General features: G+C 53.3%; 11 protein-coding genes. 9 read left to right on the forward strand and 2 right to left on the reverse strand.

From position 1 onward, the window contains the following. Window positions 1-260: 260 nt before the first annotated feature. Window positions 261-3,452, forward strand: a complete 3,192-nt coding sequence (locus tag Q0796_RS02850) for a mechanosensitive ion channel domain-containing protein (protein WP_298440100.1) — start codon at window positions 261-263, stop codon at window positions 3,450-3,452. On the opposite strand, the gene Q0796_RS02855 is transcribed toward Q0796_RS02850, so the two are convergent. After that, window positions 3,449-4,783 (reverse strand): family 1 glycosylhydrolase, encoded by a 1,335-nt coding sequence (locus Q0796_RS02855; protein WP_298440103.1) that lies wholly within the window; start codon window positions 4,781-4,783, stop codon window positions 3,449-3,451. The two genes, Q0796_RS02850 and Q0796_RS02855, sit on opposite strands and share 4 nt — an antisense overlap. Window positions 4,784-4,847: 64 nt before the next feature. After that, window positions 4,848-5,288: a hypothetical protein gene (locus tag Q0796_RS02860; RefSeq protein WP_298440105.1), complete on the reverse strand. Its 441-nt coding sequence runs from the start codon at window positions 5,286-5,288 to the stop codon at window positions 4,848-4,850. A 382-nt stretch (window positions 5,289-5,670) separates the two neighbouring features. Here Q0796_RS02860 and ccoN point away from each other — a divergent pair, with 382 nt between their 5' ends. From ccoN to Q0796_RS02900, 8 genes are all read left to right on the forward strand, one after another. After that, window positions 5,671-7,095, forward strand: a complete 1,425-nt coding sequence (gene ccoN, locus Q0796_RS02865; protein ID WP_298440107.1) for a cytochrome-c oxidase, cbb3-type subunit I — start codon at window positions 5,671-5,673, stop codon at window positions 7,093-7,095. 12 nt (window positions 7,096-7,107) lie between these two features. Beyond that, window positions 7,108-7,719, forward strand: coding sequence for a cytochrome-c oxidase, cbb3-type subunit II (ccoO, locus tag Q0796_RS02870; protein WP_298440109.1), 612 nt, complete (start codon window positions 7,108-7,110; stop codon window positions 7,717-7,719). 10 nt (window positions 7,720-7,729) lie between these two features. Then, window positions 7,730-7,888, forward strand: a complete 159-nt coding sequence (locus Q0796_RS02875) for a CcoQ/FixQ family Cbb3-type cytochrome c oxidase assembly chaperone (RefSeq protein ID WP_298440111.1) — start codon at window positions 7,730-7,732, stop codon at window positions 7,886-7,888. A gap of 6 nt (window positions 7,889-7,894) precedes the next feature. Then, entirely contained in the window at window positions 7,895-9,253 is a 1,359-nt protein-coding gene (gene ccoP / locus Q0796_RS02880; protein ID WP_298440113.1) for a cytochrome-c oxidase, cbb3-type subunit III, read from the forward strand. A 72-nt stretch (window positions 9,254-9,325) separates the two neighbouring features. Further along, the gene (locus tag Q0796_RS02885; RefSeq protein ID WP_298440115.1) at window positions 9,326-9,802 is read left to right on the forward strand and encodes a FixH family protein; all 477 of its coding nucleotides are present in this window, start codon (window positions 9,326-9,328) and stop codon (window positions 9,800-9,802) included. A 7-nt stretch (window positions 9,803-9,809) separates the two neighbouring features. Then, window positions 9,810-12,176, forward strand: a complete 2,367-nt coding sequence (locus tag Q0796_RS02890; RefSeq protein WP_298440376.1) for a heavy metal translocating P-type ATPase — start codon at window positions 9,810-9,812, stop codon at window positions 12,174-12,176. 3 nt (window positions 12,177-12,179) lie between these two features. After that, window positions 12,180-12,344, forward strand: a complete 165-nt coding sequence (ccoS, locus tag Q0796_RS02895) for a cbb3-type cytochrome oxidase assembly protein CcoS (protein ID WP_298440117.1) — start codon at window positions 12,180-12,182, stop codon at window positions 12,342-12,344. A gap of 2 nt (window positions 12,345-12,346) precedes the next feature. Next, window positions 12,347-13,036, forward strand: a complete 690-nt coding sequence (locus Q0796_RS02900) for a sulfite exporter TauE/SafE family protein (protein WP_298440119.1) — start codon at window positions 12,347-12,349, stop codon at window positions 13,034-13,036. Window positions 13,037-13,044: the final 8 nt, after the last annotated feature.

A 13,044-nucleotide genomic window follows, 5' to 3' on the forward strand; every position in this document is an offset into this window, starting at 1 on the left:
TGAGCTGATGGGGCTATAGTGCGCTTACACCGTCTTTGCCTCAATCAAGAAAAAATGCTTGTGACATTAGTTATTTTTTCCTCGGTAGTGACTGATACGTGGTGCCTTTTCTAGATTTGAGCGGCCCCCTTGGCTTGAATAAACGGACATCACGACATGGCATTAATTGCTGTGCTATTTTCGGCTAAAGGGATGGCTGGCTTGGCCAGCAACTACACTAAAAGATCCATAAATCGTGCAATTGTCACATTGAGGTGTTGGTGAAAAAACCTATTGCTGTCTGCTGGTTACTGCTGAGTTTACTGTTCATGCCGGCATTGGCGGAAACCGATGGCACGGTCGATATTGATCAGGTAACCGCCAAATTAGAGCGGTTACAAGGTGATCCTGACGGTAATCAAGAAGAGATCAGCAAACTTGAACAAACTCTTGAGTCCTTAAATCAGCTGAACAATTGGCTTAGCCAAACTAATGCACTGCAGCAACAAACGGATCCGGCATTGCGGGCTGCCGCACTGGCTGAACTGGAGCAGTTACAACAGCAACCAACCCCGGCATTAGCGCAAGACATCAGCATTGATCAACTTGAAGTGTTGTTGGCCAATAACAAAGCCCGTGCCAGCGAAATCGCTGAGGCGCTAACCCAACTTAGCGATGCTCGCCAAGCATTATTACTGTCGCAACAACAGCTGCCCAACGACATTGCCCGAGTTGAGCAGCAGCAAAAGGTCGCGCAGCAAAGCTTAAGCCAAACTCAGGCCGACGATCTGGTGAACCTTTGGTTAGCGCAAACCACCGTGGCAGAGCGTCGAGCGCGATTGCAGTTATTGCGGTTACAGCAAAGCTCGTTAGTGGTGCGCCAAGAAGCCAGTAAAGTAGATCAACAACTGTATGAGCACCGTCAGCGCGATGTCGATCTGCTCATCGACACCATTCAGCAGCGGCTGCTGTCGGCCAGTGAGAAATCCGGCCAGCGGATGCTTAATCGCGCCAAGCGACTGACAAAAAAATACGCCCATGGCCGAGCCGAGATCATCACGCGGTTAGATGAAATCAGTCAGTTGGCGCAGGATTACGATGAGCTTGGCATTAATTCGGTGTTGGCACAGCAGCAACGGCAGCGACTGCAAAGCATTCGCCAGCAAACCGGGCAAACCCTCGCGCAAATCAAAGAGAACATCGGCTGGCTGCAACGCAGCCCGGCGTTCAGCGATGCCATTCGCGCCCAGCTAAAACGGCTGCCATTGTTGGACGACAGCAAAGACGTTACCCCTACCCTCGCTGCTGCCCACCTAACCCGGTTCACCTTGTCGCAGTTGTTGAGCCAATTAAGCAGTAGCGAGAAGCCTCTGTTCAATAATGAGGCCGAGCAACAGGCCGTCGCCGCCATCAACAGCTTTAAGGGGGAACTGCTTAACCTGCTGATTGATGATTACGATCAATACATTGCCGTACTGACCGAGCTTGATGCGCTGCAATTACAGGTCAACCAAGAGATCGCCTCGGAGAAAGCGTTCTTGCGTGAAAAGCAGCTGTTTTTACAAGGCCGTGCCGCCTTGTGGCAGCTGTTACCCCAGCCTTTAAATCAATTCTTCGGGGTCAACAATTGGCCACTGCGGATCGTGGCGGTGCAAGCTTACCTTGCCAAAGAACGGCAATCGTTGTTGTGGCTATCGCTGTTGGCCGTTGTTGGCTTGGGGTTAGCATTAAAAATTGCCCACTTGGCGACACGCTATCAACAACAGATCCAATCGTCCCTTGGCCACGTGATCCGCGATAGATTTCGGTTTACGTTAATGCAGGTAGGTTTTGCTTGCCTGTATTCGGGGCTGATCATCGGCTGGATCATGGTGCCCTTTGTTTGGACCTACCTGCACTACCCCTATTTCGCCACGCTCGATCTTTACCACATTCTGCTCGCGCCAATGGTGTTGTTATTTACCTGGTCAATGGCCATTCGGTTATGTCACCAAGGGGTGTTTGAGGAGCATTTTCATTGGTCCAGCGCCGCCAGTGATGCCTTACGAACCACACTGCAACGGTTTCGTTGGGGGTTATACCTGCTGTTACTGGCGATGGCTTTGGTTGAGATGGTGGCCGAGGAAGCGGAAAGCTCAGCCCTAAGGCTGACGTTCATTGCCACCATTTTATGGCTGATGGCGGCTTATTTACGGCTATTGCATCATCGGGCGATTCGAGCGCAACTGCCGCTGCCGTGGCAACAGTTTGGCTGGCGACTGGTGTCTATTGCGGTGATATTGCCGATGTTAGCGTCGATCTTCCTTGCCGCCAGTGGCTACTTTTATGCCGCGTGGATCACCATGTACTATTTTCACGCGCTGTTTTTATTACTGGCCGCCACCCTCTTTGTGCATCAATTGGGCGCACGTTGGTTGCGCATTGAACAACGCCGCTTGGCGTATCAACGGGCGCAAGAGCGGTTACAGCTGCAGCAAGAAGATGGCAGCGACGCCATTATTGAGCAAAACCAACCCGTAGCAGAGCTTAATGCCCAGTCGGCCTTGGTGCTTAACATCGGCAGCTTTTTGCTGTTCATTGTGTTGGTTACGGCGGTGTTAACCAACACCGAGCTGGCCTTTCAGTGGATGCAGAACGTGGTGGTATGGGAGGTGATCAACGCCGATGCCGGCGGCGCATTAGAGCAAGTCACTTTGCAATCGGCGCTCGCCGCACTCACCGTGTTATTGCTGTGCTTCTTCGCGGCGAAAAATCTAACTGGGGTATTGGAGTTATTGGTTTTTCAGCACCTTAACTTATCTAAGGGGGCGAGTTACGCGATCACGTCGCTGCTGCGTTATTTCTTGATCGTGGTGGGGTTAGCGGTGGGGCTGTCCACGTTAGGGCTGCATTGGTCGAAACTGCAGTGGCTTGTGGCCGCGCTTGGGGTTGGTCTGGGCTTTGGCTTGCAAGAGATCTTTGCCAACTTAGTCTCGGGCTTAATTTTGTTGTTTGAACGCCCCGTTCGGGTGGGCGATACCATTACCATCAATAACCTGACCGGCACCGTCACCAAGATCAACACCCGCGCCACCACCATCATGGACTGGGATAAGAAAGAGATAGTGGTGCCCAATAAATCGTTGATCACCGATCAACTGATTAACTGGTCACTGTCCGATGGCACCACCCGCTTAGTGCTTCCCATTGGCGTGGCCTACGGCAGCAACGTGGCTTTGGTTAAACAGCTGTTATTGCAAGTCGCCGCCGAGCATGATGACGTGCTGACAAGCCCAGAGCCGCTGGCACTGTTCAGTCAATTTGGCGACAGCGCGCTGCTGTTCGAGCTGCGAGTGTTTCTTGGGCAACTGGACAATCTCTCGGTGGTGCGGGATCAACTCAATACAGCCATTGACGCTCAGTTCCGTCGTGCCGAGGTGGTGATGGCGTTCCCACAGTTGGATGTGCATCTGCACCACATCGATAAGCCTTAATCGCTGTTCTGTTGGCGTTGCTTCAAGCTGGCTTGCAGCGCTAAGGCGCTGGCTTTGGGGGTTCGGGCCATGGTGTTACGATCCACATGCACAATGCCAAAGGTTTGGCTATAGCCGTGGCCCCATTCGAAGTTATCCATCAGCGTCCACACAAAGTAGCCACGCAGATCGATGCCATCACAGATGGCGGCATCCACCGCTTTTAGATGCTCGCAGATGTAGTGCCAACGCTGCGGATCCCGCAAGCCCGCTTCGGTTAAGGTTTCCTCTAACGCAATGCCATTTTCGGTGATCTCAATGGGCGGCAGTGGGTGCTGACGTTGCAATTTGGTCAGCCAGCGGTATAACCCCAGCGCCGATTGTTCCCACCCCATCGTGCTTAACGGCGCACAGCCGGGCTGCTCGCCGTGTTGTTCACTGATGCGATAACGGCAATAGTAATTTAACCCTAAGCGATCGAGTGGCTGCTGGATCTGCAGCAGATCTTGTTGCCAACCTGCAGGCAAATGTTGCTGATGCCGCGCTAATACCAATTCGGGGTAGTTGCCATTAAACAGCGGCGAGGCAAACAGTTCGGTGCCCTCTTGGTATGCGTACTGCGCGGCCCGTTGATCATTACTGCTGATGGTAACCGGATCACAGGGGCCACCATTAAGCACAATGCCAACCTTAGCCGAGCAGTGGGCGCGGATCTCATTCACAGCCAGCCCATGGGCCAGTAACAGGTGGTGGGCGCAATGGAAAGCCGCTTGTTCATCCTGAATACCGGGGGCGTGTTCGCCACTGCGGTGCCCCAGCATGGCCACCACCCAAGGTTCATTGATGGTATAGATGGTGTCGATCAGATCGCCAAAGGTTTCGGCCACCATTTTGGCGTATTGGGCAAAAGCGATGGCGGTTTGCCGATTGCACCAGCCCCCCTGCTGTTGCCAATATTCGGGCAGATCCCAGTGGTACAGCGTCACCACCGCTCGCAATTCAAGTTGTTGCAACTGCTGCAGCAATTGCCGATAGAACGCCACCCCAGCAGCCGCCACATGGCCATCATGATCATTGATTAACCGTGGCCACGACAGCGACAAGCGGTAGCTATCAAACCCCAACTCTTTTACTAACTTGAGATCATCACGCCAGTGCTGCAGGTGGGCGCAGCCATCGCCGGCGATGCTGTGCCCAGCGCCATGGAATTGATCCCAGATGCTGGCCGCACGCCCCTGAGTGTGGCCGCTGCCTTCGATTTGAAAAGCCGCAGTGGCGGTACCGATGTGAAAACGGGGATCGTGAATGCCCGCGAACTTGGAAAATTCAAATAGAGGAAGAGGATCAGACACAACGCACTCCTTGCGTAAATAGCGGCATTAACAACACCGCAACTACAGCAAGGATAGATAAGCTTTAGCGGTTGTTATCCGCAAGCCAGTCAAACACGCGATTTATCTGCTGACCTTGGCCATTTTCCGCGCTGACGAACAATTGCCAAACCATATAATCGCTGGAGCAGCTGCCATAAATGGTGGTGGCGCGATTGCCATTAAACTGCACCGGGATCACCCCCATAAACATGTCTCGCCCTTCAATTCGAGCCTCTACAATGTGATAGCCCTCTGGCAAGGTGATGTTCATCTGCAGCGGCTGTTCGCTGGGCGCGTGGGCGGGGGTAAGCTGCAGCTGGCTGTCTGTACGTAGGCAGGGGCCCTGCTGGAACTGGCATAAGTCGGCGGACGGTGCCGCGCTTTGCGCGCTTGCGGCGGCTGTGGCAGGGCTTGGTTCTTGGCTGCAACCGCCAAGAGCGGCACAAAGTAGCAGAATCGACACTGCATTGATCTGGGCTGGCATGCGTACCTCCTGTTGTCGCAAGCCGCTATCATACGAGCAACTTAAGTTAACATCGACGCAAAACTGCAATCGCTTGCGTCACTGTTCAGGATTTAGACCAGAGTCTAATTATTGTTAGATAACTTATTTATCACCATTAAATACAGTGATTTACAGCTTAAAAAACAACCAGTTTACATTTTTGTCTCTCAGAACGTACAAACTTGATTCAGATCAGGTTTTTTGCCCGATCATCATCTGGGTTTTTTGACCTGTCTCAAGTAATATGGCCGTGCCTTGATGGATGTCACGAGACGGAAATTATTTCGAGTGCGCTTTAGCGATAAAGTTCCACTCTTCGTCAGGCCATCTCAAATGCAGATTTTGCAGTGGAAGCATTAATATGAACCAGACTTTACCGCAGACCGAATACAACTACACCGTTGTACGACAGTTTGCCATTATGACCGTTATCTGGGGTATCGTAGGTATGGCGGTTGGGGTGTTTATTGCAGCCCAACTTATTTGGCCAGAACTTAACTTTAACACCCCATGGCTGACCTACAGCCGCCTTCGCCCTTTGCATACTAACGCCGTGATCTTCGCCTTCGGCACCAGTGCGTTGTTTGCAACTTCCTATTACGTGGTACAGCGAACCTGTCAGACCCGGCTCTTTTCTGACAAGATGGCCGCCTTCACCTTCTGGGGTTGGCAAGCGATTATTGTGTCTGCTGCCATCACCCTGCCGATGGGGCTGACCTCGTCCAAAGAATACGCCGAACTGGAATGGCCGATTGATATCGCTATTGCCGTGGTGTGGGTGGCTTACGCCATCACCTTCTTTGGTACCATGATTAAGCGTAAGACCAGCCACATCTACGTGGCTAACTGGTTCTTTGGCGCCTTCATCATTACCGTTGCGGTACTGCACATCGTTAACTCGATGGCGATCCCGGTATCGGGCATGAAGTCGTACTCGGTGTATGCCGGTGCGGTGGATGCCATGGTGCAGTGGTGGTACGGCCACAACGCCGTAGGCTTCCTGCTGACTGCGGGTTTCTTGGGGATGATGTACTACTTCGTTCCTAAGCAAGCCGGTCGTCCGGTTTACTCTTACCGCTTATCCATCGTTCACTTCTGGGCATTGATTGCACTGTACATCTGGGCTGGTCCTCACCACCTGCATTACACCGCATTGCCGGATTGGGCACAGTCTTTGGGCATGGTGATGTCTTTGGTGCTGTTTGCTCCATCGTGGGGTGGCATGATCAACGGCATCATGACGTTGTCTGGTGCTTGGCATAAGCTGCGTACCGATCCAATTTTGCGCTTCTTGATTGTGTCGTTGTCGTTCTACGGCATGTCCACTTTCGAAGGCCCAATGATGGCCATCAAGACCGTAAATGCGCTGTCTCACTACACCGACTGGACCATTGGTCACGTACACTCCGGTGCACTGGGTTGGGTAGCGATGATCTCCATCGGTGCGATTTACCACTTGATCCCACACCTGTTTAACCAGCCGCAGATGTATTCCATTAAGTTGATTAACATCCACTTCTGGTTAGCGACCATTGGTACGGTGCTGTACATCGTTGCGATGTGGATCTCCGGTGTGATGCAGGGTCTGATGTGGCGTGCAGTGAACGCTGACGGCACCTTAACCTACAGCTTCGTAGAAGCGCTGAAAGCCTCGGAACCGTTCTACTTCGTGCGTTTCTTGGGTGGCGTATTCTTCCTGACTGGCATGTTCTTGATGGCGTACAACGTCTTCATGACCGTTCGTGCCCCACAAGGTTCTATCGAACCGCAGGCTGAAGCGGCTTAAGGAGTAGCGCAGATGAAATTCAATCACGAAACCATTGAAAAGAACGTTGGCTGGCTGGCGATCATGATCGTTATCGCCATCAGTTTTGGTGGCGTTGCGCAGATTGTGCCGCTGATCTTCCAAGATCAAACCACCACTCCTGTTGATGGTCTTGAGCCTTATACTGCTCTGCAAATGGAAGGCCGTGACATCTACATCCGTGAAGGATGTGTTGGTTGTCACTCGCAGATGATCCGTCCATTCCGTGCCGAAACCGAGCGTTACGGCCACTACAGTGTTGCCGGTGAAAGTGTATGGGAGCACCCATTCTTGTGGGGCTCTAAGCGTACTGGTCCTGATCTGGCTCGCGTTGGCGGCCGTTACTCAGACGACTGGCACCGTGTACACCTTATTGACCCTCGCGCCGTTGTGCCTGAGTCCAACATGCCTGGGTTCCCCTGGTTGATGGACGCGGAAGTCGACAGCAGCGATACGGTAGCGAAGATGCAACTGTTCCGCGATAACTTCGGCGTGCCTTATGGCAACGACGAAGCGCTGGAAAAAGATGCCGCTACCTTGGCGGGTAAAACTGAAATGGACGCACTGATTGCCTACTTACAGGTTCTCGGTACCGGTCTGAAATAAGGAACTCATGATGACTATCGGAACGTTTCACGCTTACTACACCTTGGTGCTGTTCATTGTGATGATCGGCATTATCGGGTGGGCATACTCTAAGCGGAACCGCAGCAGCTTTGATGACGCCGCTGATCTGGTTTTTGCCGATGAGGCAGATCGCGCCGATAAGGAGTAGTACTGGATGAATACATTTTTAAGCATAATGGTCATGTTCTGCACCACTGTGGTGTTGCTTGGCTGTTTTCTCCTGCTTCGTTACTGTTTGAAGAACAACACCGAAGTAAAAGAAGGCGAGTCCATGGGACACTCCTTCGATGGCATTGAAGAGATCAACAACCCACTGCCTAAGTGGTGGTCTGTGATGTTCTTTATCACCATCATCTACTCGGTTGGCTACCTGATCCTGTTCCCAGGTTTTGGTAACTTCAAAGGGGTGTTGAACTGGAGTTCCTCTAACCAGGAAGTTCTCAACCTGGCTGAATCACAGCAAGCGGCCGATTACGCCAAAGCCGATGGCACTGACGTAATGGTGCAGTACGACCGTGAAGTGGCGCAGGCCGATGACAAGTACGGCCCTATCTTCGAAGCCTTCGCAGCGCGTTCGGTTGAAGATCTGGCGGGTGACGACGAAGCTCGTCGTATTGGCCAACGCTTGTTCTTACAGAACTGTGCCTTGTGCCACGGCTCTGACGCGAAAGGCAGCAAGGGCTTCCCTAACCTGACCGACGCCGATTGGCTGTATGGCGGTACGCCTGCAACCATCAAGCAATCGCTGATGCATGGCCGTAACGGCATGATGCCAGCAAAAGGTGGCTTGCCAATTGACGACGCGGAAGTACCAGCCTTGGTTGAGTACGTACGCAGTCTTTCCGGCACTCCACACGACAGCTTAATGGCGTCAGACGGTCTTGCTTCTTACCAGAAAGGCTGTTTTGCCTGTCACGGTATGAGCGGCGAAGGCAACAAAGCGTTGGGCGCGCCTGCGCTAAACGACACCGTGTGGTTATACGGTGGTGGTCGCGCAGACATCACCCACTCCATCATCAATGGTCGTTCTGGCAAGATGCCAGCGTGGGACAAAGTATTGGGTGACGATAAAGTTCACTTGATTACCGCCTATGTCTACAGCTTGTCCGTGGGTAAGGTTGCTCAGATCAACCCAACCATCGTTCCGGTGAAAGCCCGTCCAGGCGCACCAGCCGGTGCATCCAGCGGCAGCGATGACGGCGTAGACTTTGCTGCGTTGGCTGCTCGCCCAATGGAAGAACTGGCCAGCGATGCGGATGCTAAGGCCGCCGGTAAGAAGCTGTTCGCAGCAAACTGTACCGTGTGTCATGGTGCTAACGCTCAAGGGATGGGTAACTTCCCTAACTTGACCGACAGCGAGTGGATCTATGGCGGCAGCACTGCCGACATTAAGACCACAATTATGCACGGTCGAACCGGTAAGGCTGGTAACATGCCAGCGTGGGATAAGGTACTGGGCGAGGACAAAGTCCACGTTATCAGCGCCTACGTTTACAGTTTAAGTAACGAGTAAACGCCGATAAGCCCCGCTTTTGCGGGGCTTTTTGCCTCAGCTACATTTTTGAGTTACGGAAAGGACAACCGAATGAAAGTTCAACCTTGGTACAAGCAGTTCTGGCCATGGTTTTTAATCGTGCTACCGATGTGCGCCGTCAGCGCGTCCATCTACACCTTCTATCTTGCCAGCACTTCGCAATTCTCGTTGGTGGCTGACGATTACTACAAAAAAGGCAAAGGGATTAACCAGGATCTCAGCCGAATCCGCTCTGCGAAACAACTCGGTTTAGTGTTTCGTTTGGATCAAAGCGGCAACACCATCGCCTTTAGCCAGCATGGCGGCGATCCTCTTGGCACTGCCATCACTATTCGTTTTCACCACGCCACCATTGCGGCTAACGACTTTGAACAGATCGTAACAGCCGATGGCGACGGGGTTTACCGCATCACTACCAGCACCCCAGTTGAGGGCAAATGGCGCATCCAAATCGACAACTACGATGGCGCTTGGCGGCTGCAAACCAAATTAGCGTTGCCGCTCGAACAATCCTACTGGCTCAACTAAGGTCGCTATTGTGTCACAAAGCTGTTTTCACTGCGCTGAGCCGGTTCCGGCTAACAGTCAATTCTGTACTGAGATCAATGGCCAAGCGCAGCCGATGTGCTGCCCAGGCTGCGCTGCAGTCGCCGACGCCATCATGGCCGCAGGCTTAACCGACTATTACCGCTACCGTACTGACAGCGGCCAGCGACAGGATCTGCCGACCGAGATTGCCAGCCTTACGGCTTACGATTTAACCGAGGTGCAGCAAGAGTTCGTCTCGCACTCCGGCGATCACAATGAAGTGCTCTTAAGCATCGATGGGATCAGCTGCGCCGCCTGCGCTTGGTTGATTGAAAAACACCTAAATCGCATCAACGGTGTGATCCGCATCGACGTAAACACCACCACTCAGCGAGCAGTACTGGTGTGGGATGACAGCCAACAAAGTTTGTCGTCACTGCTGGCCGAGATCAGCACCATCGGTTATCGCGCAGCGCCGTTTCAGTTAGATCAACAAGAGCAAGAAAACGCCAAAAACAGCCAAACTTTGCTGCTGCGAGTTGGCCTTGCCGGTTTAGCCACCATGCAGGTGATGATGCTTGCCGTCGCACTGTATACCGGCTACTTCTACGATCTGGAAACCGAATACCGCGATTTTTTCCGCTGGATCAGCTTACTGTTTGCCACCCCTGTGGTGCTTTACAGTGCCCAGCCGTTCTATTTCAGTGCTGTCCGGGCTTTATTTGGGCTGCGGATCAACATGGATGTGCCGGTGTCACTGGCCATTTTATTAGCCTACGGTGCCAGCATCTCTGCCACTGTTAGCGGCAACGGCGAAGTCTATTTCGAGTCGGTGTCGATGTTTACCTTCTTTTTGTTGCTTGGCCGTTTAGCCGAGCAACGCGCCCGCCGCAAAGCATCCGAACACAGCAGCAACCGCCAAAAATTGGTGCCGGTAACCGCGTTGCGGATCCGCAACGGCAGTGTTGAACAGATCGCCGCCAAGGCACTGAAGGCCGGAGACACCATTCGGATCCTGCCAGGCGAAAGCGTGGCGGCCGATGGCACCGTGATCAGCGGCAGCAGCCAGCTTAATGAAGCGATGCTGACCGGTGAAGAACACCCAGTCACCAAGCTACAGGGCGACAGTGTTTACGCGGCCACGGTGAATCTGGGGCAACCGCTGGACATCAACGTTACGGCCGTGGGGGCGCAGATGCGGATCAACACCCTAATGCGATTGCAAGAAGCCGCCGCGGCCAGCAAACCGGCCATCGCACACTTGGCCGACAACATCGCCAATGTGTTTGTGCCAGCGTTGCTGCTTATCGCCGCCCTAACCTATGGCTACTGGCATTTTGCCAACCCTGATGATGCTTTTTGGATCACCTTATCGGTGCTGGTGGCCACCTGCCCCTGCGCCTTGGCACTGGCGACCCCCGCTGCGCTTACCTGTGGCACCGCGCAGATGACCAAACACGGTTTGTTGGTACGCAGTGCACGGGTACTGGAAACCCTGCCCAAACTCACCACCTTGCTGTTTGATAAAACCGGCACCTTAACCCACGGTCGTTTTAGCGTTACTGCGGTGGAATGCTTTGACAGTACGTTGAGCCAAGACGAAGTCCTAGCGATTGCAGCGGCACTGGAAAGTCACAGCTCCCACCCTTACGCCAGCGCGTTTCGCCCCTACTTTGATGTTAATCTGGTGGCCACACACAACCGCAATGAAATTGGCCAAGGGATCGAGGGCACCGTTGCGGGCAACCACTATCGCATTGGCCGCGCAGGCTTTACCGGCGCCGATGACGATAACGGCATCTATCTAGCCGCAGACCATGGTCTAATCGCCAAGTTCAGCGTAAGTGATAGTGTACGAGCCGACGCGCACAGCAGCATCGGTATGCTGCAGCAACAGGGGTTTCGCTGTGAAATGCTTTCGGGTGATCCCAACCCTGCGGCGCTAACCTTGGCCAGCGAACTGGCGATGAATAATGCCCAGCATGGAGTAACCCCAGAACAAAAACTGGCCTACTTACAACAGCAGCGGCAGCAACATCAGGTGGTTGCCATGTGTGGCGATGGCATTAACGACGGCCCGGTATTGGCCGGAGCCGATGTGTCGGTGGCCATGGGCAACGGCACCGACTTGGCCAAATGTCATGCGGATCTGATCCTGCTGGGCGAGGGTTTATCGCCAATTTTGGCGGGGATCGCCACCGCCAAGCGCACCAACCGCATCATTAAGCAGAATTTAGTGCTGTCGTTGTGTTACAACAGCCTTATTGTGCCCTTGGCCGTCAGTGGCCTGGTGGCGCCTTATGCGGCAGCGGCCGGAATGTCACTCAGCTCGCTGGTGGTGCTAGGCAATAGCCTGCGCCTGTTAAAGGAATAGAAAATGGAAATCATCTACCTGCTGATCCCAATCGCCATGATCTTTGTTGCTATCGCCGTTGCGGTATTTTTCTGGGCTGTCCGTTCGAAGCAATATGATGATTTAGATCGAGCCGGATCGTCCATTTTGTTTGATGAAGACAACCAAACCCAGCCACCGAAGCAGTAACCATGGCGCAGTACGATTTTTTCGCCGCCTTAGTGGTTGGCTTGCTGGGTGCCGGACACTGTTTTGGCATGTGCGGTGGCGTGGTTGGTGCCTTTAGCCAAGGGTTACCTGCCGCCCAGCGGTTAACCCTGCAGCGCCGCTTAACCTTTACCCTGTCTTACAACCTGGGCCGGATCAGCAGCTACATTATCGCTGGAGCGTTAGTCGGCTTCACCAGTGGTGCTGTTATCGCCATCAGCAACCTTGATGATATGGTGAGCGTTCTGCAAGCGGTTGCAGGGCTGATGCTGATGCTGATGGGGTTGTATGTGGCCCAGTGGCTCAGTTGGCTTAGTCAAATTGAACGATTAGGCCAGCCGTTTTGGCGTTTATTGCAACCACTGCGCCGTGGCCTTAATCGCATCGACACTCCGGCTAAGGCCATTGGTGCAGGTATGGTGTGGGGCTGGCTGCCCTGTGGTTTGGTCTACTCCACCTTAACCTGGGCACTGGCATCAGGCAGCGCGCTCAATGGCGCTCAAATTATGTTGGGATTTGGTCTGGGCACCCTGCCAGCCTTGGTGACGATGGGCGCAGCATCAGACTTACTAGCGACTCTTTTAAGAAAGAAAAAACTAAGAATTATTAGTGGTTTAGTCCTAATTGCTTATGGCGCGCAAATGTCATATATTGCGCTAAATCAATTGCTTTAACTGGTGGG

This window comes from uncultured Ferrimonas sp. (genome assembly GCF_947489035.1).
Lineage (GTDB): Bacteria > Pseudomonadota > Gammaproteobacteria > Enterobacterales > Shewanellaceae > Ferrimonas.